The sequence below is a fragment of the Pseudomonas shirazensis genome, from assembly GCF_050496565.1.
In the GTDB taxonomy this organism is placed as follows: Bacteria; Pseudomonadota; Gammaproteobacteria; order Pseudomonadales; family Pseudomonadaceae; genus Aquipseudomonas; species Aquipseudomonas shirazensis_A.
Map to the genome: position 1 here is coordinate 813473 of NZ_JBNWAE010000001.1, position 22490 is coordinate 835962.

Genomic DNA, 22490 nt, shown 5'->3' on the forward strand with positions numbered 1-22490 from the left:
ACTGGATTGAACGCATGCGCGTGGCCATCAGTCACTAGCTAACGAGCCCGAATGGGCCGCCCTGAAGACCGATGAGGAGAGCCGACATGTCGCGCAAGCACCCGGATACCCCGAAACAGAGTGAGATGGCCGGTACCGACACCCCGGACCGTGCCAACACCAACGCCAAACTGCAGAGTCTGGAAGCCTTCCGTAGCGACGCTACCGGCGAGGCGCTGCGGACCAATCAGGGCGTGAAGATCGCTGACAACCAGAACACCCTCAAGGCCGGTGCGCGCGGGCCGTCGTTGCTCGAAGACTTCATCATGCGCGAAAAGATCACTCACTTTGACCATGAGCGCATCCCTGAGCGCATCGTCCATGCCCGTGGCACTGGCGCCCATGGTTACTTCCAGAGCTACGGCAAGCATGCCGCTCTGACCAAGGCTGGGTTCCTCCAGGACCCGGAGAAGATCACTCCGGTGTTCGTGCGTTTCTCCACCGTGCAGGGCCCACGCGGCTCCGGTGATACGGTGCGCGACGTGCGCGGCTTCGCCGTGAAGTTCTACACCGACGAAGGCAACTTCGATCTGGTCGGCAACAACATGCCGGTGTTCTTCATTCAGGATGCGATCAAGTTCCCCGACTTCGTCCATGCGGTGAAACCTGAACCACACAATGAAATGCCTACCGGCGGTTCGGCCCATGACACCTTCTGGGACTTCGTCTCGCTGGTGCCGGAGTCGGCGCACATGGTCATCTGGGCGATGTCCGACCGGGCCATCCCGCGCAGCCTGCGGATGATGGAAGGCTTTGGCGTGCACACCTTCCGCCTGATCAACGCCGAAGGCGTGGCCAGCTTCGTCAAGTTCCACTGGAAGCCGAAACAGGGCGTGCACTCGGTGCTGTGGGACGAGGCGCAGAAACTGGCCGGCAAGGACACCGACTTCCATCGTCGCGACCTCTCCGAAGCGATTGAAACCGGCGACTACCCTGAGTGGGAACTGGGCGTGCAGATCGTGCCAGAGGCCGACGAGCACAAGTTCGACTTTGACCTGCTCGACCCGACCAAGATCATCCCAGAAGAGCTGGTGCCGGTAACGCCGCTGGGCAAGATGGTGCTTAACCGCAACCCCGACAACTTCTTTGCCGAGGTCGAGCAGATTGCCTTCTGCCCTGGCCACATCGTGCCGGGCATCGACTTCACCAACGACCCGCTGCTGCAGGGCCGTCTGTTCTCCTACACCGATACGCAGATCAGCCGCCTCGGTGGGCCTAACTTCCATGAAATTCCGATCAACCGCCCGATCGCGCACAACCACAACGGCCAGCGCGATGGCATGCACCGCATGGAAATCAACAAGGGTCGAGCATCCTACGAGCCGAACAGCATCGATGGCGGCTGGCCGAAGGAAACCCCGGCAGCGCCTGAAGACGGTGGCTTCGACAGCTATCAGGAGCGGATCGATGCACGCAAGGTTCGCGAGCGCAGCGAATCGTTCGGCGATCACTTCTCACAGGCTCGGTTGTTCTTCCACAGCATGAGCCCGAACGAGCAGCAGCACATCATCAAGGCCTACAGTTTCGAGCTGGGCAAGGTCGAGCGGGAATACATCCGTGCCCGTCAGGTCAACGAGATCCTCGCCAACATCGACCTGAAGCTGGCTGCGGCGGTAGCGGCCAACCTTGGCCTGCCGGCGCCGAGCAAAGGCACCGTGCAGGTCAAAGGTTCGAGCCTGGCCGAGTCGCCAGCACTGAGCCAGCTCAATCACCCGGGCAGCGTGGGTATCAAGGGCCGCAAGATTGCCCTGTTGCTGGCTGATGGTGTGGATGCGGCGGACGTCGATCGTCTGGTCAAGGCACTTGAGGCGCACAGCGCCAGGCCAATGCTGCTGGGCCCAACCTCGGCGCCAGTAAAAGCGGCCGATGGTTCCAGCCTGGCGGTGGATGCGTCGATGGAAGGCATGCCGTCGATCATGTTCGATGGCGTGCTGGTGCCGGCCGGCAAGGCTGCAATTGATGCGCTGGGGCAGAGCGGTCTGGCCAAGCACTTCCTGCTGGAAGCGTACAAGCACCTGAAGGCAATCGCCTTTGCCAAAGACGGCAAGGCGTTGGTCGACAAACTTGGCCTGGCCGAAGACAAGGGCTTGTTGCTTGGTAATGATCAGAAGGCGATCGATGCCTTCGTCAAAGCGGTCGAAGCGCATCGGGTGTGGGAGCGCGAAGCTGCTGCAGAAGCCATTCCGGCTTGATTGATCTCCCCGGCAGGCTCGCCTGCCGGGGTTTTATTTCAACGCTGATGCGGTACCAGCACGACCTGAGCAGGCAATGAGCGCTGGATTTCGTGGCGCTGGTTGAGCTCATAGCCACTGTCGAGCTTGTGTACGCGCTTGCCCAGCAGCGTTTTCAGCCACGGCGCGTCGTCTTTGCGTGGCACCTGGAACACCACTTCACACTGATAACTGACCACGTCTGCGGCGATGTCATCCAGCTGCCGGCGCAGGGCGCGGCTGTCTGTGGTTTTCAGGGCGATCACGGTGCTCGGTGCAGTGGGGTCGATCACGCGCGCCTTGGGCTTGGCTTCAGCGGCCTTCAAGGCAGCTTCGGCACGGTCCAGCTCGGCTTTGCGCGCATGGGCCACGGCATCCCCGGCGGCCAGCGCCGGCGCTTGTGGCATCAAGGCGCGGGCCCTCGCCAGCGCGGTTGCGGCGGCATTCACATCACCTTTTTGCAGAACGATCTGGCTGCGCTGCAGGTAGGCTTCGGCCAGCTGGCGCTGGTTTTGCTCCACGCGCGGGTCTTCCGGCGCCTGAGCTTGCAGGGCGGTCAGTTGATCTTCAGCAGTGGCCAGTTCGTTGCTGGCGATGTTCTGCTGCAGCTCGGCCCATGGGTCGGCCTGGGCAGGCACGCTCGGCTGTTCGACCGGGGCGCTGGTACACGCGGCCAGGCCCAGCGACAACACGGCAACAAGCAGATAACGGGAGGCGAACGGCTTCATTCCTGCGACTCTCTATTTGCGCAAAAAGCGAGCAAGTCTACACCCAGGTGCGCACGCTCGAAAACAAGTCTTACAGACCCTTTACCCGCGCATTGGTTGCGACATGCGCCAAAGTGCGACCCGTGTCTCAGCGTTTGGGCAGGGCCAGGCTCAGCAAGAATAGCACTGCTGCGCAGACCACGATCGATGGCCCGGCCGGCGTGTCCTTGAACCAGGACATTGCCAGCCCGCCACACACCGCCACCACACCGAGCAGGCTGGCACCCAGCGCCATCTGCTCGGGCGAGCGCGCGTGGCGCTGGGCGGCGGCGGCCGGGATGATCAGCAGCGAGGTGATCAGCAGCACGCCGACGATCTTCATCGCTACCGCAATCACCACGGCGATCAGCAGCATCAGGGTCAGGCGCAGCGCTGCTACCGGCAGGCCTTCGACGGTGGCCAGCTCTTCATGCACGGTCACCGCCAGCAGTGGCCGCCAGAGCGCGGCGAGCAACAGCAGCACGGCCGCACTGCCGCCGATGATCCAACCGAGGTCAGTCGGGCTGATCGCCAGCAAGTCGCCAAACAGATAGGCCATCAGGTCGATGCGCACGTCGTGCATGAAGCTCAGTACCACCAGGCCCAGCGACAAGGTACTTGGGGCAAGAATCCCCAGCAGCGTATCCGACGCCAGCGGCTGGCGCTGCTGCAGCGTCACCAGCAGGATCGCCAGCAGCAGGCAGCCGACGGTCACCGCCAACGCCGGGCTGACATCCAGCACGAAGCCCAGGGCAACGCCGAGCAAGGCTGCGTGCGACAACGTGTCGCCAAAATAGGCCATCCGCCGCCAGACCACGAATGAGCCCAGCGGACCTGCAACAACTGCCAGGGACAAACCGGCCAGCAGGGCGTAAAGAAGAAAATCAGCCATGCTTGCAGTGCTCTCCGTGAACATGGGCGCCAGGGGTGACAACTGCGCCGTGCAGGTCGTGGCTGTGGTCGTGGTGATGGTGATAGATGGCCAGGCTCGGGGCGTTCTGGCCGAACAGCTCAACAAAGGCCGGGTCGCCGCTGACTTGCTCGGGGTGGCCGGAGCAGCACACATGGCGGTTCAGGCAGACCACCTGATCGGTGGTGCTCATCACCAGGTGCAGGTCGTGGGAGACCATCAGCACGCCGCAGCCGTAACGGTCGCGCAGGCGTGTGATCAAGCTGTACAGCTCGGACTGCCCTGCCACATCGACGCCTTGTACCGGTTCATCGAGCACCAGCAGTTGCGGCTTGCGCAGCAGAGCCCGGGCCAGCAGCACGCGTTGCATCTCGCCACCGGAAACGGTCTGCAGCGGGCTGTCGATGACCTGCTCGGCGCCGACTTCCTGCAACGCCGCCAGAGCTGCGGCACGGTCTACTCCGGGCACCAGACGCAGGAAGCGAAGTACCGACAGTGGCAGGGTCGGGTCGACCTGGATCTTTTGCGGCATGTAGCCGATACGCAGCTTGGGCTTGCGCCAGACGCTGCCGCGATGCGGCTTGAGCAGGCCGAGCACGGCCCGCACCAAGGTGGTCTTGCCGGCACCGTTGGGGCCGATCAGCGTGACGATCTGGCCTGGCGCAACCGCCAGGTCGATGTTGTCCAGTACGGCTTCGCCGGCAAAGCTGACGCCGACTTGTTCAAGGCGGATCAGGGCGTCGCTCATGCCGCGCCTCGGCAGTTGCCGCACAGGCCGACTACTTCCACGGTTTGGGTTTCAACCTTGAAACCGACCGCATCGGCGCTGGCGATGATCGCGCCGCTGATGCTGTCCTGCTCAAGCTCGATGGCGATATGGCACTCGCGGCAGATCAGAAACTGGCCCTGATGGGCGTGCTCCGGGTGGCTGCAGCCGATGAAGGCGTTGAGCGAGGCGATGCGGTGCACCAGGCCGTTCTCGAGGAGGAAGTCCAGCGCCCGATAAACGGTCGGCGGCGCCGCGCGGCGGCCATCCTGCTCGCTCAGCACGGCAAGTATGTCGTAGGCGCCCAGCGGCTTGTGGCTCTGCCACACCAGCTCCAGCACCCGCTTGCGCAGGGCAGTCAAACGCAGGCCCTGACGCACGCAGATGGCGTCGGCTTCAGCCAGCGCACTGTGCACGCAATGGGAATGGTCATGTGGGCGGTGAGCCAGCGGGGTGATCGACATGGGCGGCGACGGTTCTTAATGGAGACGTTATTATGTTACCTGTTTCTGACACGACGAGTATTCACCGTGCCCCGTTTCCTTGTGCTTTTTGTCGCTTTGCTTGCCGGCTCTGCCCATGCCGAAGTCCGCGTACTGACCAGTATCAAGCCGCTGCAACAGATCGCTGCAGCCGTTCAGGACGGTGTCGGCAGCCCCGAAGTGCTGCTGCCGCCGGGCGCTTCGCCGCACCACTATGCGCTGCGTCCGTCCGACGTACGGCGCGTGGCCGATGCCGACCTGCTGTACTGGATCGGCCCGGACATGGAGAGCTTCTTGCCGCGGGTGCTCGGCAGCCGCAGCAAGCAGACCGTGGCGGTACAGTCGCTCAAAGGCATGCACCTGCGTCATTTTGGCGAAGACAGCCATTCCCATGATGAGGCCGGTCATGATGAAGCTGACCACGACGAGCATGATCATGACCACCGCCCCGGTAGCCTGGATGCGCACCTGTGGCTGTCGTCGGTCAATGCGCGGGTAATTGCCGGGCAGATGGCAGGCGACCTGAGCAAGCTCGACCCGGCCAACGCGGCGCGTTATCAGAGCAATCTCAAGGCCTTCGATACGCGCCTGGATGCACTTGATCAGCGGATCAAGACCCGTGTGGCGGGCATTGCCGACAAGCCGTACTTCGTCTTTCACGAGGCGTTCGATTACTTCGAATCGGCTTACGGCCTCAAGCACACCGGCGTGTTCAGCGTGGCTTCGGAGGTGCAGCCGGGGGCCCAGCATGTGGCCGCGATGCGCAAGCGCTTGCAGGAAGTGGGCAAGACCTGCGTCTTCAGCGAACCGCCGCTGCGCCCACGGCTGGCCGAAACCCTGACCGCAGGGCTGCCGGTGCGGCTGGCTGAGCTGGATGCGCTGGGCGGCACCGAGCCGGTTGACAGCAAAGGCTACGAGCGCTTGCTGGAAAACCTCGCGAACGGCCTGGCCGGCTGCCTGGAACAGCTCTAGCAGTTGCCTCCATCTATGCTGCCCGTAAAAATGCTGGGGCCGCTACGCGCCCCTTTCCGACCGGTCCGGCGCCCCGGCAAGGCCGCTCCTACAGACGGCGCGCGGCAGGGGGCATACGCGGACAAATGTAGGAGCGGCCTTGCGTCGCGAAAGGCCAGCGCAGCTGGCCCGGCGATGCTGGCGGCGGAGCTGAAAGTTTGGGGCCGCTTTGCGGCCCTATCCGACCGGTCCGGCGCCCCGGCAAGGCCGCTCCTACAGACGGCGCGCAGCAGGGGCATACGCGGACAAATGTAGGAGCGGGCTCAGCTGGCTCAGAGCGCGAACGGCAGCTTCAGGTCGATGTGCTGACGTTGGGCCAGGCGCACTTCGAACTCGCGTGGGTCGTGGATGGTGACGTCCATCCCGGCGAACTGCTCGGCGGCGATCAGCCGCGACAGCCAGAAGCGCACACAGGCCACACGCAGCATCAGCGGCCACAGCTCGGCTTCGGCCGCAGTGAACGGGCGCAGCGCGGCATAGGCACCAAGCAAGGCCTGTGCGCGCGGCAGGTTGATCCCTGCGGCTTCGTCCAGGCACCAGTCGTTCACGGTGATGGCGATGTCATACAGCATCGGCCCCGAGCATGCGTTGTAGAAGTCGATCAAGCCGGTCAGGTGGGTGCCTTCGAACATCACGTTGTCGCGGAACAAATCGGCGTGCAGGTTGGCCCGTGGCAGCGCCAGGATCTGCGCCTTGTGCGCGGCGATGTCAGCCAGGGTCGGCTGCAGCAGGGCCTGCTGCTGCTCGCTCAGGTGCGACAACAGCTCGGCACCCGACTCCAGCATCCAGTCCAGGCCACGGTCGGTCTTGCGCTCGAGGATCTGCTCGCGGGTCGCGAGATGGATATGCGCCTGCAGCTCGCCAACCTGGGCGCAGTGCTGGTTGTTCGGCGCCATCACATGCTTGCCGTTCAGCCGTGGTTGCAGCAGCGCGGGCTTGCCGCACAACTCACGCAGGCCATGGCCATCGCGGTCGCGCAGGGCGTAGGGCACTGGCATGTCGGCCTGGTGCAGCACATCCAGCAGGTCGATGAAAAACGGCATGTCTTCGGCCGGACCGCGTTCGATCAGGGTCAGGACAAACTCACCCTGCTCCATGCTGACGAAGAAGTTGCTGTTCTCGGTACCGGCGGCGATGCCCTGGAAGTCGAGCAGACGGCCCAGCTGATACGGCGCCAGAAAGGTTTCCAGCTCGGGCCGGGACACAGGGGTGAAAACTGACATGAAAAAGTTGCCCATGCGGGCACTTCCGCCGGGAAGTGCCAGGTTGATGTGACGGTACGCGTCAGATTACCACTCGAAGATCTTCCACGATGGAATCAGCATGTCCGGCTGGTCGGAGCGGATGAAATTGCCATCCGAACCGTCGGCGCGTACCAGAAAATAAGGCTTGCCGCCTTTCGGCGTGACTTTGATCGCATACAGGAAGCCGTTTTGCCGGTATTCCTGAATGGTTTTATCGCCTTCCGTGCGAATGGTCACATCGGGATCAGCCGATGGGGCGTCGTCCGCCGCCTGGGAGACGATCGGCATGGTTGCCAGAAGGCCGAGCAGTAACAGGCGATTGAGTGTCCGCATGATAACCTTGTCCCTTTGTCGTCATTGATCTGGCTATTCTAGCGCCGGACCCGTCGAAAAGGTTGATTCTGCTCATGAGCCTAGCTCCCCTCGTCCTGGTGGACGGTTCGTCCTACCTGTATCGCGCCTTTCACGCGCTGCCGCCGCTGACCACCTCCAAGGGTATGCCCACCGGTGCGGTCAAGGGCGTGCTGAACATGCTCAAGAGCCTGCGCCGGCAGTATCCGGACAGCCTGTTCGCGGTGGTCTTCGATGCCAAGGGCGGGACCTTCCGCGACGCCCTGTTCGCCGATTACAAGGCCAACCGGCCTAGCATGCCGAGCGACCTGCGGGTGCAGGTCGAGCCGTTGCATGCCAGCGTCAAGGCGCTGGGCTATCCGCTGTTGTGCGTGGAAGGGGTCGAAGCCGATGACGTCATCGGCACCCTGGCCCGCAGCAGTGCGGCGGCCGGGCGCCCGGTGATCATCTCGACCGGCGACAAGGACATGGCCCAGTTGGTCGACGGCCACATCACCCTGGTCAACACCATGACCGGCAGCGTCATGGACATTGCCGGTGTGCACGAGAAGTTCGGCGTCGGCCCTGAGCACATCATCGACTTCCTGGCGCTGATGGGCGACAAGGTCGACAACATCCCCGGTGTGCCCGGCGTTGGCGAAAAGACTGCGGTCGGCCTGCTGACCGGCATCGGCGGTGGCTTGAAAGACGTCTACGCCAACCTCGACAAGATCCCGGCACTACCGATTCGCGGCGCCAAGAGCCTGCCTGCCAAGCTCGAGGAGCACCGCGATGCGGCGTTCATGTCGTATGAGCTGGCTACCATCAAAATTGATGTGCCGCTGGATATCGAAGTCGATGCGCTGGTTTGCGCCGAGCCGGATCGCGACGCGCTGCTGGCGCTGTATGCCGAAATGGAGTTCAAGAGCTGGATTGCCGATGTGCAGCGTGACGCGGCAAAGGTTGGCGACGAGCTGGCGCCGGCGCCGGTAGCAGAAGCGCCGCAGGCCAAGGTCGAACCGCAGTACGAGACCATCCTCGATCAGGCCAGCTTCGATGCCTGGCTGGAAAAACTGCGCCAGGCGCCGCTGTTTGCCTTCGACACCGAGACCACCGGGCTGGACGCGCAAAAGGCGCAGCTGGTTGGCGTGTCGTTCGCAGTCGAACCGCATGTGGCCGCTTATGTGCCGCTGACCCATGATTACGAAGGCGCACCGGCCCAGCTCGACCGTGACCAGGTATTGCTGGCGCTCAAGCCGCTGCTGGAAGACCCGCACAAAGGCAAGATCGGCCAGAACGCCAAGTACGACATCAACATTCTGGCCAACTGCGCAATTGGCGGCGATCAGGCCAATGGCATCGACATGCGGGGTGTCGCCTACGACACCATGCTCGAATCCTACGTGCTCAACTCCAATGCTACCCGCCATGACATGGACAGCCTGGCGCAGAAGTACCTCGATCACACCACCATCACCTTCGAGCAGATCGCCGGCAAGGGCGCCAAGCAGCTGACCTTCAACCAGATCCCTCTGGACAAGGCCGGCCCTTACGCCGCGGAAGACGCCGACATCACCCTGCGCCTGCATCAGGCTTTGCAGGCGCACCTGGCGAAAACCCCAAGCGTGCAGCCGGTACTGATGGACATCGAGATGCCGCTGGTGCCGGTGCTGGCGCGGATCGAGCGCCAGGGCGCGCTGGTCGATGCCAACCTGCTGGCGATCCAGAGCGGCGAGCTCGGCCTGAAAATGGCTGAACTGGAGCGCGAGGCGTATGAATTGGCCGGGGAAGAGTTCAACCTCGGCTCGCCCAAGCAACTCGGCGTGATCCTCTACGACAAGCTGGGCATGCCGATCCTGAGCAAGACCAGCAAAGGCCAGGCGTCTACCGCCGAGGCGGTGCTGGCCGAGTTGGCCGAGCAGGACTATCCGCTGCCCAAGGTGCTGATGCAGTACCGCTCGCTGAGCAAGCTCAAGAGCACCTACACCGACAAGCTGCCGCATCAGATCAACCCGCGCACCGGCCGGATCCATACTTCGTATCAGCAGGCGGTGGCGGCCACCGGTCGCCTGTCGTCGAGTGATCCGAACCTGCAGAACATCCCGATCCGCACCGCAGAAGGCCGGCGGATTCGGCAGGCGTTCATCGCCAGCCCCGGTTACAAATTGCTTGCGGCCGACTACTCGCAAATCGAATTACGGATCATGGCCCACCTGGCCAAGGATGAAGGCCTGCTGCATGCTTTCCGCAACGACCTGGACGTGCACCGGGCGACTGCGGCCGAAGTATTCGGCGTCGACCTTGCTGCCGTCACCACCGACCAACGCCGCAGCGCCAAGGCGATCAACTTCGGCCTGATCTATGGCATGAGCGCCTTTGGCCTGGCCAAGCAGCTTGGCGTCGACCGTAAACAGTCGCAGGACTACATCGACCGCTACTTCACCCGCTACCCCGGCGTGCTCGCCTACATGGAGCGCACTAGGGCCCAAGCTGCCGAGCAAGGCTATGTCGAAACCTTCTTCGGTCGTCGCCTGTACCTGCCGGATATCAACGCGAAGAACCAGGCCCTGCGCAAAGGCGCCGAGCGCACCGCGATCAACGCCCCGATGCAAGGCACTGCCGCCGACATCATCAAGCGCGCCATGGTCGCTGTGGATAACTGGCTGAGCAGCAGCGGTCTGGATGCACGGGTGATCCTGCAGGTACACGATGAACTGGTGCTGGAAGTGCGTGAAGACCTGGTCGAGCAGATCAAGGCCGAGATCCGCCCGCACATGAGCGACGCGGCCCAGCTGGACGTGCCATTGCTGGTCGAGGTGGGGGTCGGAAATAACTGGGACGAGGCGCACTAAGGCGTCTGCGCGGGGTCTGCGGCTATCCGTGGACCCGCGTTGGCTTTGGCATTTTTGCGGGCTGGGCAGCCCCTCTTAGCGCCATCCCTTTCAAGGTCTTCGGAATTCGTCTCGACTTGAGCCTGCTGGGGCCGCTGCGCGGCCCTTTCGCGACACAAGGCCGCTCCTACACGGACGGTGCCGTGCAGAGGTTTTCGCGTATAGAGCAAAAATCACGGCGTACGCCGTCCTGTAGGAGCGGCCTTGTGTCGCGAAAGGGCTGCGAAGCGGCCCCAGCGATCTCAAGCCAGAGAAAAATGCAGAAACCTTGAAAGGGCTGCCTCTTAGCGCAAATTATTGCAAGCGCTGAGGAACTAAACCAGTGAAGCAGGACTCAGAGTATCTGAATGGCTGGTGAAGCCGTTCGATGCTCCTATGTTGTGTTAAGTGTTGGCAGAATATCTGGACCCCGCCCTAACGGTCCGGACTTGAACCCCGAACTTCCCCCTCCCCATACGAAGTCCGGGGTTTTTTTTGCCTGCGATTTGGCTGCAGCGGCAATTTGCCGCTAACAGCATCCTCGCGTCAGCGCTTACTCGACAGGCTTGTCTTCCAGTTCCATCCAGCCGGCCAGGACCACGTAGGCTTCTTCCAGGCCCTGGCGCTTGGGCGCCGAGAACAACTGGATAGAGGCGGTATCGCCCCAGCCCTTGCGGATTTCTGCCTGGATTTTCAGCAGGGTGTTCTTCGCTGCGCCGTAGGTGAGCTTGTCGGCCTTGGTCAGCAGGATGTGCATGGGCATGCCGCTGGCCTTGGCCCAGTCCAGCATCATCTTGTCGAAGTCGGTCATCGGATGGCGCACGTCCATCATCAAAATGATCCCGCGCAGGCACTCACGGCCGCCCAGGTAGGCTTCCAGGTGGCGCTGCCAGTGCTGCTTGAGCGGGATCGGCACCTTGGCATAACCGTAGCCCGGCAAGTCGACCAAACGCCGTTCATCGTCCAGACTGAAGAAGTTCAACAGCTGCGTGCGGCCTGGGGTTTTCGAGGTCCGCGCCAGGCTGGCATGGGTCAGGGTGTTGAGGGCGCTGGATTTACCGGCGTTGGAACGGCCGGCGAAAGCCACCTCGTAACCCTGGTCTTCCGGGCATTGATCGACCTTGGCGGCGCTAAGGGCGAAGGTGGCTTTCTGGCAGAGGCCGAGGATGGGGTTCTTGACTTGCATGGGATATCCGATGTGGGTGTTGCCTGAGCCAGGCTCGGCAAGCAGTGTCGTTTCCGTTTGGATCGCGGAAGTATATAATGCCCCAGTTTTTGTGTGTGCATTCTCCCAGCGAAGGAGGCGCACATGGGGTGTCGAACAATAGCTCGCGCATTAGAACGCAGCGCGGCCCCCAACCCTGAAAGGTCGTTACGCAAGGCGCAATGGCTAATGGCTGTTGGTATGTTCCTACCGTTTTTCAGTGCACAGGCTACACAGGATCCCGAGGCGTTGTACAACCGCAGCTGTGCTGCCTGTCACGCCGGACAACTGCCACAGGCCCCGATGAAGGGTGACGTGGCGGCCTGGGAGCCAAGGCTGGCGCAGGGTATGGAGGTACTGGTGGCGCATGTTAACAAGGGTTTCAAGGCTATGCCGCCGCGTGGATTGTGCATGGACTGCAGTACCGAGGACTACCGTTTGGTCATCCTTTGGATGAGCGGCAGTCCCGATACATAACATTTCACCCTTAGCCGTGTTGGATTAGCTGATGAACAAACTATTCGTGAGTCTGCTGTTGACCATGGGGGTTGCAGGTGCGGCAAGTGCTGCGGACCCTATCAAAGGCGATGCCGCCGCCGGCCAGGCGAAAACCGCCGTCTGTGGTGCCTGCCACAACCCCGACGGCAACAGCCTGGCGCCTAACTTCCCGAAACTCGCCGGCCAGGGCGAACGCTACCTGGAAAAACAACTGCACGACATCAAGACCGGCAAGCGCGTGGTGCTGGAAATGACCGGCATGCTCGAACCGTTTAATGACCAGGACCTGGCCGACATCGCCAGCTACTTCGCTAGCCAAAAGGGCAGCGTCGGCGCAGCCGATCCGAAGCTGGTCGAGCGCGGGCGTGCGCTGTTCAATGGCGGCGACCTGAGCAAGGGCATGCCCGCCTGTACCGGCTGCCACTCGCCCGATGGCGCCGGCATCGCCCTGGCAGGTTTCCCGCATCTGAGTGGCCAGCATGCTCAGTACATCAGCAAGCAGCTGACCGACTTCCGTGAAGGCAATCGCACCAACGACGGTGATGCGATGACCATGCGCAGCATCGCCAGCAAGCTGAGCAACAAGGATGTCGAGGCATTGGCCAGTTATATTCAGGGGCTGCACTGAGGTTTTTAACCTTCAGTTAATGATTGATTGGTAAATGATGAAGGGTGGCTGGGTTGGTGCCAGTCGGTAGAGTTAGGGGCTGCTTTGCAGCCCATCGCGACACAAGGCCGCTCCTACACAGGGGGCGGCGGTGTTGGCGGGCTCGGCTGATGCATTACGCCTTGGCTGCCCTTTTTTTCGTCTGTTGCCGTTACACTATCGAACTCGCACCCTTCCCGGCCGGTCTTAGTTGAGGTCGCGTCGAGGTGACCTCTGAATGCTCAGGAGTAATGCATGCGTAAACTGATTCTCAGCGCTGCGCTGGTCGCCGCCAGCGTTTTCGGTATCACCGCCGTTCAGGCAGCCGACACGGCTACTGCGGGTAAAGAATATATCGAGCTGAGCAACCCGGTTGCAGTCTCCCAGCCAGGCAAGATCGAAGTCGTCGAGCTGTTCTGGTATGGCTGCCCGCACTGCTATCACTTCGAGCCGGTGATCAATCCGTGGGCTGAAAAGCTGCCTGCCGATGTCAATTTCAAACGTATTCCAGCCATGTTTGGCGGCCCGTGGGATGCACACGGCCAGATGTTCCTGACCCTCGAAGCCATGGGCGTAGAGCACAAGGTTCACGCCGCAGTGTTCGATGCGATCCAGAACCAGCACAAGCGCCTGACCGATCCTGAAGAGATGGCCGAGTTCCTCGCCACTCAGGGCGTCGACAAAGACAAGTTCCTTGCCACCTTCAACTCCTTCGCCATCAAAGGCCAGGTCAAACAGGCCAAAGAACTGGCGAAGAAGTACGAAATCACTGGTGTTCCAAGCATGATCGTCAACGGCAAATACCGCTTTGACCTCGGCACCGCCGGTGGGCCGGACGGCGTACTCAACGTCGCCGACCAGCTGATCGCCAAGGAGCGCGCCGCTAAGTAAGCGGCGAACCCATGGCTCGCGTGCGAACCACCCGAGGCGTTGGCCTGCATCAGCCGCAGGTCAACGAGCATCACCTGCAGGCACCCGGCCTGCCGGAAGATGGTCGCCTGCGCCTGCTCAGTTTCAATATCCAGGTTGGTATCAGTACCGAGCGCTACCGCCATTATCTGACCCGCAGCTGGCAGCACCTGCTGCCGCACACCGGGCGGGCCGGCAACCTGCAGAAGATCGGCGCGCTGATCAGCGACTTCGACCTGGTGGCCTTGCAGGAGGTCGATGGCGGCAGCATGCGCTCGGGCTACGTCAATCAGGTCGAGCATCTGGCGCAGTTGGGGGCGTTCCCTTACTGGTATCAGCAGCTCAATCGCAACCTGGGGCGTTTTGCCCAGCACAGCAATGGCGTCCTCAGTCGGCTCAAACCGACGCATCTGGAAGATCATCCGCTGCCCGGCCCCGCCGGTCGTGGTGCAATTCTGGTGCGCTTCGGCGAGGGTGAAGATGCGCTGATAGTGGTCATGATGCACCTGGCCCTCGGTGCCAAGACCCGTGCGATGCAGCTCAGCTACATCCGCGAGCTGATAGGCGGCTATCGTCACCAGGTGTTGATGGGTGACATGAACACCCACGCCAACGACCTGCTGCAAACCTCGCCACTGCGTGACCTGGGGCTGATTGCACCACAGGTCGAAGCGACCTTCCCCAGTTGGCGCCCGCAGCGCTGCCTTGATCATATTCTGCTCAGCCCGAGCCTGACGCTGGAGCGTGTCGAGGTATTGGCCCAGCCAATTTCCGATCACCTCCCAGTTGCGGTCGAGATTCGATTGCCTGACGCATTGACTGTGGATACCCTGCCCGTCTTGAGCTAATTGCCATCACCGCGCAGTGGATCCGGGCATGACAGACGACGCAGAGCGTTGGAAAGAAAAATACCTCAAAAGCATCGAACAGCAGGAAAAGCTCGAGCGTCGTTGGGACGCCCGCCTCGACCTGCTGCGTCGTGGCCTGGTGCGCAGCACCCTGGCGGCTGAGGGTAGCGACAAGGCGGTGGACCAGTGCATGAAGGAAATGCGCGAGGTCATCCGCAGCGACAACATGGACGCCGGCCTGGCCAACCTGATCCCACGCCTGGAAAAAACCGTACTCGACTCCGAGCAGCGGCGCGAAACCCGCATGAATCAGGTCAGCGACGCGCTGACAGCACTGGTTAGCCAGTTGCAGAGTCTGCCGCTGCCTGGCGAAGTTGCCCGGCCGCTGAAAAAACTGGCGAAAAAGCTCGACGGCGGCGTTGGCCAGTCACGCGAACTGCCGCCGTTGCTGGGTGAGCTCAGTGGCCTGCAGGGCAAAGCGCTGAGTTCGCTGCAAAATCAGGACGATGAGCATCGCCCGGGTTTTCTGCAACGCTTGTTCGGCAAGGGCGACAGCGAGCCGCGCGCGGATGCGCCGGAGCCGAGCAGCCCCGCGCCGAATGTGCCGGTTGCTGAAGTGCAGGCTCTGCCGGTCCTCGCCAGTGAGGCCCAGCCGCCCGTCGTGCCGGACCAAGTACAGGCTCCAGCAGCTCCTGAGCCGGTCATCCCGGTACGCGCAGCAGATGTCCTCCCGACAATCGTTGAGCAAGGTGTTCAGCCGGCACTCACTGAAATCGTGCAAGTACAACCCGTAGAGCCCGCGTCGCCAGGGCCTGCGCTGGTAGAGCCGCTGACATCGGTCGCCGAGAGTGACGAACAGCCCGGCGAACCGCAGCAGCCAGCATTGGCCGAGGTCGAGCCCGACGAGCTGGTGCCGAGCGAGGCGCCCGAGGTGGATGCCGAGCCAGTCGACGACGACGGCCCCTACGCTTTGCCTGACGCCGTCGAGCCGCCCTACAGCCAGGTAGCTTTGCACATCGAGCAGACCTTGATCGGCCTGCTCGATGACCTCAGCCTGCCCGAGCGGCACAAGGCGCAGGCGCTGGAAATGCGCGAGCGGGTTGCACGTGGCTTGAACTGGTACGAGTTGATCCCGGTGCTGGATGACCTGGCCGTATTGATGCTGGCCATCACCGACAGCGGTCAGCACGAGTTCGAAGCCTACCTGCAGCAGCTGAACGAGCGTCTGGAAACCTTCCAGAGCCATCTGCACGAAGCCAGTGCCGGGCATGCCGACAACTCCACGGCGGCCCGCGAACTCGACACCCAGCTGCGTGAGCAGGTCGATGGCCTGCAAAGCAGTGTTCAGGGCGCAGCTGACCTCAACAGCCTCAAGCATGTCCTCGACAATCGCCTTGAAGGCTTGCTGGTCACCATCGACGACCATCAGCAGGAACGTGACCGCCGCGAACAGGAGTTGGCTGGGCGCCTGCACGGCCTGGCTGAGCGTGTGGCGAACATGGAGCAGGAAGCGCTGGGCTATCGCGAGCACCTTGAAGAGCAACGCCAGAAAGCCCTGATCGACCCGTTGACCGGGCTGCCCAACCGCGCGGCCTGGTCCGAGCAGGTCGAGCGCGAAGTACTCGACTGGCAGGAAAATGGCGGTCACCTGCTGATGGCCATCCTCGACCTCGACCATTTCAAGCGGATCAACGATGGCTACGGCCACCTGGCCGGGGACAAGGTCCTTAAGATCGTCGCCGACCAGTTGCGCAAGCGCCTGCGCGGGCGCGACTTCATTGCCCGGTTTGGCGGCGAGGAATTCGTTGTATTGCTGCCGCAGACCTCGCCCGCAGCCGGCTTGCAGGTGGCTGAGGCCCTGCGCGCGGCCATCGAAGCCTGCCCGTTCCACTTCAAGGGCGAGCGGGTAGTGATCACTACCTCCATTGGTATCAGCGCCTTTCGCACGGGCGAGCGTGGCGACCAGGTGCTCAAGCGTGCCGACACGGCGTTGTACCGGGCCAAGGATCTGGGGCGAAATCGGGTGGAGCAGGGCTAAGCGGTTTCCTACAAACAGTGGGCAGGGAGCACGTTATACTGTAGCAACTTCGTAGCTGCTGATATGTGTTCCCTGCCGATGAAAACTCTCCTTACCGCCCTGCTCGTTCTGGCTCTGACCGGCTGTAGCTCGGGGCTGCGCATTGACCGCAGCCACACCTCCGCCAACCAGGACGAACGCATCCAGTTCGTCGTGCTGCATTACACCAATGCTTCGCTGGAGCGCTCGCTCGCACTGCTCACCAAGGGCGAAGTCAGCAGCCATTACCTGATTGGCGACGGCCCGGCCACGGTGTATCAGTTGGTCGACGAAAGCCGCCGCGCCTGGCATGCCGGCGACAGTCAGTGGGATGGACGAACCTGGCTCAACTCGACCTCGATCGGTATCGAAATCGTCAATCCCGGTTTCGATGACACGCCCAACGGCCGCGTCTGGTATCCCTACAGCGAGGCGCAGGTGCAGTCGTTGATCGCCTTGCTCAAGGACATCGTCAAACGTAACAACATCAAACCTCGTTACATCATTGGCCACAGTGACATCGCACCGCTGCGCAAGCTCGATCCAGGCCCGCTGTTCCCATGGAAGCGCCTGGCGGATGCAGGCATCGGCATCTGGCCTGATGCCAACGCAGTGGCGCGTCAGCAGGGCTTCTTTGCGGTCAATCCACCCAGCATCAACTGGTATCAGCAGCAGCTGGCACGGTTTGGCTATGCCATCGAGCAGACCGGCGAGCTGGATGTCGCTACCCGGCACGTGATCGCGGCGTTCCAGATGCGCTTCCGCCCGCAGCGCTTTGACGGGCAACCAGACGCGCAAACTGCGGCCATGCTGCAAGTACTCAATCAGATGCGCTGAAGCTGCTGCAGCGACTGCCGGAGCGTGCTCGCTGAGCAGTGCGTGGCTGGCAGCCGTGAGTAATACGCCAGACGGCCATGCTGATTAGCCGATCCGTTGCTATACCTTTGGTAATCAACTGGATGAGTGCGATGCCGACCTTTCTCGATGGGTTGCGCCAAATTTTCCACCGTCCCTGGCTGCTGGCCGCATTCGCGGCCCTGGCCAGCGCCGTCCTGTTGATTGCCGGCAGCGTTGGCGTTGCCCTGCAACAGATGAAAGAAAGCGAAAGCGCGCAGATGAACGCCCAGGGCGAGCGGTTTCTCGAGCGTCTGGAGCAGGTATTTGGGCAACTGCGCGAGGGCGTCGACCAGCTGCAGGCGCTGCCCTTGCGCGGCTGCGACGGGCGCATGCTGGCGGCGTTGCAGCAGGTCAGCCTGAGCTCGCGCTTCATCTACGAAACCGCTTACCTGGACGGCAACGTGCTCTGCTCCAGCCGTGGCAAGGAAAGCGCCATGCAGCCGCTGCGCCCACCGGATATCCGCGGGCCCACCTACAGCTACTGGCTCAACACCACCACCGAACCTGATGAAAACCTGGCCGCGTTGATGCTTGGCCGGGGTAAGTTTCTGGTGTCGACCTCGCGCGGGCATCTGACCGATGTGGTCGATCTGCCACCGGGTGGCAGCTTGTTGGTAGTGCTTGATCATGGCAGCCGGGCGATCCCCGTACTGGGCCCGGCCCAGCCCTGGCCACCGCTGGCCGAATGGCCGCCGCCTTCGGGCCAGTCATTGTTCGAGCAAAGCGACCGGCTGATCTACAGCATGCCGACCAAGTCGCCGGACTACCAACTGGTGCTGATCGCCCCGCGTGTGGGCCTGCCCCTGAAGATGAACGGCCTGCTCTGGTTGCTGTTTCCAGGCAGCTTGTTGTTGGCGTGCTGCATTGGCTGGCTGGTGCTGCAGCTGATTCGGCAGCGTCGTTCGATGAGCTCCGAGCTGCAGCACGCACTGCGCCGGGGTGAACTGCAGGTGCTCTATCAGCCTATCTTCGAGCTGGACAGCCGGCGCTGCGTCGGCGCCGAAGCGTTGGTGCGCTGGCGCCGCCCGGACGGCAGCCTGACCAGCCCCGACCTGTTCATTCCGTTGGCCGAGAACACCGGGCAGATCCGCGAAATCACCGACTTTGTGTTGCAGCGAGTGCTGGAGCAACTGGGCCAGTTGCTGCGCGCCAACCGCCAGCTGTACATCTCGGTCAACCTTGCCGCGTGCGATGTGATGGTGCCGCGCATCGGGCCGGTGGCGGCACGTTTACTGGCCTTGCACCGGGTCCCGGCCAGCCAGATCGCCTTTGAGGTCACCGAGCGCGGGCTGATCGACGTGGTGGTGGCGCGCGACAACCTGCAAGCCTTGCGCGCGGTTGGCCATCAGGTGCTGATCGACGACTTTGGCACCGGCTATTGCAGCTTGGCCTACCTGCAGACCCTGCCGGTGGATTGCCTGAAGATCGACAAGGCGTTCATTGACGCGCTTGGCCATGATGCCGCCAGCAGTGGCGTCGCACCGCATATCATCCGCATGGCCCACGACCTGCACCTGCGGGTGATTGCCGAGGGCATCGAGTGCGAGGATCAGGCGCTGCTGCTCAACAGCGAGGGGGTCAACTATGGCCAGGGTTGGCTGTTTGCCCATCCACTCAGCGCCCGCCAGTTCGCCGAGCTGATTACCCGCGGCCGGCGAGTCCGCTCACGGCGCATCGATGATGAGCCGTGAGCGGGTTCAGACTGGCAGGGCCATGTAGAACTGGGTGCCCTCGCCGGGCCGTGAAATAACCCCCATGCGCCCACCGTGCAGTTGGACGATTTCCTTGCACAGGGCCAGCCCGAGCCCCGCCCCGCCCTTTTTGCGCCCAACCTGAACGAAGGGTTCGAAGATCCGTCCTTGCTGGCCGTAGGCAATCCCCTCACCGTTGTCTTCGACGCTGATGATCACCCGCTCGCCGTGGCGCCGTGCATGCAGGCGAATCCGGCCACCATCAGGCGTATGGCGCACGGCGTTGTGCAGGAGGTTGTCCAGCACCCGATCAAGCTGCGCAACGTCGGCCTGGATACGTGGCAATGGCTGTTCAAGCTCGATCACCAGCTCGACCTGCTTGTCCGCTGTCAGCTCGGCGATGCGCGCCTGCGCCCGCTCAAGCATCTCTTCGACACCGCAGTGGGCCAGCTCGAGCTTCTGCAAACCACTCTGATAGCGGGAGAAGTTGAGCAGGTCGTTGATCAGCTGGGTCAGGCGCTGCATTTCTTCGCCGATGGTATCGAGCAGGTCGTTTTCGCGGGCCTGTGGCGGGAACGAGATCCGCTCGCGCAGTAGGCCAAAGGCCATATGCATGCCGGTAACCGGGGTGCGCAACTCATGCGAGGCGCGCAGCACGAACTCGCTGCGCACGCGCTCGAAGGCGCGTTGCTCGGTGACGTCGTGCAGCACCATCACCGCCCCTAGAATCGGCCCTTGCGGATGGCTGACCGGGGTCAGGCTGTACGACAGCAGGCGCGTTTCGTCTTCGACTTCAATGCTCAGGTCTTCCGGTGGCCGGTCCAGGCTGCCGCCGCGTAATACCTGGCGCAGCTGTTGTTCAAGCTCGGGACGTTGCAGCGCCTCGACCAGGCTGGTGCCGTGGCGGCTGGTTTCCCAGCCCAATTGCCGCTGGGCAACCGGGTTGAGGTGCTCAAGGTGGCCTTGCTGGTCAATGATCAGCAAACCATCATCAATGCTGTCGAGCACCGCTTGCAGGCGCTGCTGACCAGCGAGAACTTCGTCGATATTGGTCGCCTGATGCTTGCGCAGGGCATCTGCCATCAGCCCGAAGCGGCGGGTCAGCTGGTTCAGCTCGGTGGCCTGGGACAGCGGCAGGGTGACATTGAAGTTGCCTTGACCGACTTCATCGGCGGCCTTGGCCAAGGCTTCGATCGGCAGGCCGAAGCGGCGCGCGATATTGTGCGCAGTGACAAAGCCGAGGATCAGCACAGTCAAGCCCATCAGCCCGAGCAGGCCACTGATCAGCAGCGCGCGATCACGGCTGGCCTCTTCACTGCGGGATATCTGCTCCAGTGATTGCTTGTAGGAGTCGATCAAGTCAGTACGGACCTGATTGAAAGCAGCGCCGAGGGGCTTGTCGGTGGCCATGCTGCGGGCAGGATTGGGGGTTTGCCGGTAGGCCTGAAGAAAGGCCTGGTAATTGCTGCTGGCCTTGCTGAAACCGGTTTTCTCGCCGCCTTCCTGCAAGCCGTGGCTGAGCAAGGTCTGGAACTGGGTCTGCAGGTTGTTGAGGCTGTCGGCGTCGCTGTCCTCGTCCAGAATCAGAATCAACTGTTCGCCGAGGTTCTGCCGCAGCTTGAGGCCCAACTCCAGCGTATGGGTGGTGTCACGCACCAGCGCTTGCTGAGTCGAGGCCATCTGCAAAACGCTGACCAGGCCCAGCAGCAGGCCCAGCAGCGCCACCGTGACCAGCGCTGAAATGCTTAGAAAGAGCCTCGCGCGCAGCTTCATGGGCCACTTCACAGGTTGAATTGCTTGCGTTTGCGGTAGAGCGTCGAGGCGTCGATCCCAAGCGTCTTGGCTGCCTGATCAAGGGTATCGCTGGAGGCCAGCACCGCGCCGATATGGGCCCGTTCGAGCTCGTCCAGGCTCAGCGCAGCACCAATCCGCGGTGCGTTGCTGGTGGGTTGCTCGGCCATGCCGAGGTGGCTGACTTCAACCCGCTCCTGCGGGCAGATGATGCTGGCGCGCTCGATCACGTTACGCAGCTCGCGAATGTTGCCCGGCCAACGGTAGTTGAGCAGGGCCGCGCGGGCCTCGTCGCTGAACCCACGTGCCGGGCGTGCGTAATCCTTGACGAAGCGTGCGAGGAAACGGTCAGCCAGCGTCAGGATATCGTCGCTGCGCTCGCGCAGTGGCGGCAGGTGCAGGGTGATGACATTGAGGCGGTACAGCAAGTCTTCACGGAAGCGCCCTTCGCGGACCATGTCATCCAGATTGAGGTTGGTTGCGGCCAGAATGCGCACATCGGCGCGGCGGGTAACCGGGTCGCCGACGCGCTCGTATTCCTTGTCCTGAATAAAGCGCAGCAGTTTGGGTTGCAGCGCCAGCGGGAAGTCTCCGATCTCGTCGAGGAACAACGTTCCGCCGTCCGCCTGACTGACCCGACCCAAGGTGCTTTCACTGGCACCGGTGAATGCGCCGCGGGTATGCCCGAACAGCTCGCTTTCCATCAGCTCGGCATTCAACGATGGGCAGTTGATGGTCACGCAGGCCTTGCGCGCACGCTTGCTCCAGCCGTGAATGGCCCGGGCCAGTTCGCCTTTACCCGTGCCGGATTCTCCGAGGATAAGGATGTTGGCATCGGTGGTCGCCACCTGCCGCGCGGTTTCCAGCACGGCCATCATGGCCGGACTGTGCGAATCGAGGCCGTCCTTGGGCTTGCGTACTTCGCCTTCGAGGGCTTCCAGCCGCGCCGACAGTTGGCGTACTTCAAGCTGCTTGGCAGTGGCCAGGCGCAGCTGGTCCGGGCTGCACGGTTTGACCAAGTAGTCAGCAGCGCCAGCCTGGATGGCATCTACGGCGGTATCGACCGCCGAATGGGCAGTGACGATCACCACGCGCATCCAAGGTGCCTGTACGCGCATCTGCGCCAGCACATCGAGGCCGTTGTCTTCGCCCAAGCGAAGATCGAGGAAACACAAATCGAATACCTGACGCTGCAACAGCGCCTCGGCCTGGGCCGCACTGTTGGCCGTGGCCACGCTGTAGCCTTCGTCTTCGAGGCAGTAGCGGAAGGTTCGCAGGATGGCGGACTCATCATCTACCAGCAGAATGCGGCCTTGATTGTCCTGGGCAGACTCCATTTTCC

19 protein-coding genes are annotated in these 22490 nt (G+C 62.6%); 10 read left to right on the forward strand and 9 right to left on the reverse strand.

What is annotated here, in order from left to right; translation table 11 throughout:
• Positions 1–86 precede the first annotated feature (86 nt).
• Positions 87–2231, forward strand: a complete 2145-nt coding sequence (katE, locus tag ACQZ2L_RS03700; protein WP_430324696.1) for a catalase HPII — start codon at positions 87–89, stop codon at positions 2229–2231.
• A gap of 38 nt (positions 2232–2269) precedes the next feature.
• Here the strand turns inward: katE and ACQZ2L_RS03705 are convergent, their stop codons facing one another.
• The 4 genes from ACQZ2L_RS03705 to zur form a co-directional block, all read right to left on the reverse strand.
• The gene (locus tag ACQZ2L_RS03705; protein ID WP_430324697.1) at positions 2270–2977 is read right to left on the reverse strand and encodes a PA5502 family lipoprotein; all 708 of its coding nucleotides are present in this window, start codon (positions 2975–2977) and stop codon (positions 2270–2272) included.
• A 127-nt stretch (positions 2978–3104) separates the two neighbouring features.
• Positions 3105–3887: a zinc ABC transporter permease subunit ZnuB gene (znuB, locus tag ACQZ2L_RS03710; RefSeq protein ID WP_101322712.1), complete on the reverse strand. Its 783-nt coding sequence runs from the start codon at positions 3885–3887 to the stop codon at positions 3105–3107.
• Positions 3880–4653 carry a zinc ABC transporter ATP-binding protein ZnuC gene (znuC, locus tag ACQZ2L_RS03715; protein ID WP_430324698.1) on the reverse strand — a complete coding sequence of 258 codons (774 nt, stop codon included), beginning with the start codon at positions 4651–4653 and terminating at the stop codon, positions 3880–3882. Before znuC ends, znuB begins: the two co-directional genes overlap by 8 nt.
• The gene (zur, locus tag ACQZ2L_RS03720; RefSeq protein WP_430324699.1) at positions 4650–5135 is read right to left on the reverse strand and encodes a zinc uptake transcriptional repressor Zur; all 486 of its coding nucleotides are present in this window, start codon (positions 5133–5135) and stop codon (positions 4650–4652) included. The genes znuC and zur overlap by 4 nt, the downstream gene beginning before the upstream one ends.
• Before the next feature lie 18 nt (positions 5136–5153).
• On the opposite strand from zur, the gene znuA reads away from it, so the two are divergent.
• Positions 5154–6125 (forward strand): zinc ABC transporter substrate-binding protein ZnuA, encoded by a 972-nt coding sequence (gene znuA, locus ACQZ2L_RS03725; RefSeq protein WP_430324700.1) that lies wholly within the window; start codon positions 5154–5156, stop codon positions 6123–6125.
• A 311-nt stretch (positions 6126–6436) separates the two neighbouring features.
• On the opposite strand, the gene ACQZ2L_RS03730 is transcribed toward znuA, so the two are convergent.
• Both ACQZ2L_RS03730 and ACQZ2L_RS03735 read right to left on the reverse strand, forming a co-directional pair.
• Complete coding sequence (locus ACQZ2L_RS03730; protein ID WP_103435433.1) at positions 6437–7387, reverse strand: homoserine kinase; 951 nt, start codon at positions 7385–7387, stop codon at positions 6437–6439.
• A 66-nt stretch (positions 7388–7453) separates the two neighbouring features.
• Positions 7454–7741, reverse strand: coding sequence for a DUF2782 domain-containing protein (locus ACQZ2L_RS03735; RefSeq protein ID WP_101322707.1), 288 nt, complete (start codon positions 7739–7741; stop codon positions 7454–7456).
• A 74-nt stretch (positions 7742–7815) separates the two neighbouring features.
• Between ACQZ2L_RS03735 and polA the strand changes: the two genes are divergently transcribed.
• Positions 7816–10590 (forward strand): DNA polymerase I, encoded by a 2775-nt coding sequence (polA, locus tag ACQZ2L_RS03740; protein ID WP_430324702.1) that lies wholly within the window; start codon positions 7816–7818, stop codon positions 10588–10590.
• A gap of 571 nt (positions 10591–11161) precedes the next feature.
• Here the strand turns inward: polA and yihA are convergent.
• Positions 11162–11794: a ribosome biogenesis GTP-binding protein YihA/YsxC gene (yihA, locus tag ACQZ2L_RS03745; protein WP_101322705.1), complete on the reverse strand. Its 633-nt coding sequence runs from the start codon at positions 11792–11794 to the stop codon at positions 11162–11164.
• Positions 11795–12001: 207 nt separating this feature from the next.
• Between yihA and ACQZ2L_RS03750 the strand changes: the two genes are divergently transcribed.
• The 7 genes from ACQZ2L_RS03750 to ACQZ2L_RS03780 all read left to right on the forward strand — a co-directional run bounded on the left by ACQZ2L_RS03750 (position 12002) and on the right by ACQZ2L_RS03780 (position 19357).
• The gene (locus ACQZ2L_RS03750; protein WP_224785572.1) at positions 12002–12289 is read left to right on the forward strand and encodes a c-type cytochrome; all 288 of its coding nucleotides are present in this window, start codon (positions 12002–12004) and stop codon (positions 12287–12289) included.
• Positions 12290–12320: 31 nt separating this feature from the next.
• Positions 12321–12938: a c-type cytochrome gene (locus ACQZ2L_RS03755; protein WP_101322703.1), complete on the forward strand. Its 618-nt coding sequence runs from the start codon at positions 12321–12323 to the stop codon at positions 12936–12938.
• A gap of 273 nt (positions 12939–13211) precedes the next feature.
• Positions 13212–13847, forward strand: coding sequence for a thiol:disulfide interchange protein DsbA (gene dsbA, locus ACQZ2L_RS03760; protein ID WP_430324703.1), 636 nt, complete (start codon positions 13212–13214; stop codon positions 13845–13847).
• 11 nt (positions 13848–13858) lie between these two features.
• Positions 13859–14713 carry an endonuclease/exonuclease/phosphatase family protein gene (locus ACQZ2L_RS03765; RefSeq protein WP_430324705.1) on the forward strand — a complete coding sequence of 285 codons (855 nt, stop codon included), beginning with the start codon at positions 13859–13861 and terminating at the stop codon, positions 14711–14713.
• A 28-nt stretch (positions 14714–14741) separates the two neighbouring features.
• Complete coding sequence (locus ACQZ2L_RS03770) at positions 14742–16751, forward strand: diguanylate cyclase (protein WP_430324707.1); 2010 nt, start codon at positions 14742–14744, stop codon at positions 16749–16751.
• A 63-nt stretch (positions 16752–16814) separates the two neighbouring features.
• Positions 16815–17606 carry an N-acetylmuramoyl-L-alanine amidase gene (locus ACQZ2L_RS03775; RefSeq protein ID WP_430324708.1) on the forward strand — a complete coding sequence of 264 codons (792 nt, stop codon included), beginning with the start codon at positions 16815–16817 and terminating at the stop codon, positions 17604–17606.
• Positions 17607–17737: 131 nt separating this feature from the next.
• Positions 17738–19357: an EAL domain-containing protein gene (locus ACQZ2L_RS03780; protein ID WP_430324709.1), complete on the forward strand. Its 1620-nt coding sequence runs from the start codon at positions 17738–17740 to the stop codon at positions 19355–19357.
• 6 nt (positions 19358–19363) lie between these two features.
• On the opposite strand, the gene ACQZ2L_RS03785 is transcribed toward ACQZ2L_RS03780, so the two are convergent.
• The gene (locus tag ACQZ2L_RS03785; RefSeq protein WP_430324710.1) at positions 19364–21130 is read right to left on the reverse strand and encodes a KinB sensor domain-containing domain; all 1767 of its coding nucleotides are present in this window, start codon (positions 21128–21130) and stop codon (positions 19364–19366) included.
• 8 nt (positions 21131–21138) lie between these two features.
• Positions 21139–22485, reverse strand: coding sequence for a sigma-54-dependent response regulator transcription factor AlgB (gene algB / locus ACQZ2L_RS03790; protein WP_430324711.1), 1347 nt, complete (start codon positions 22483–22485; stop codon positions 21139–21141).
• Positions 22486–22490: the final 5 nt, after the last annotated feature.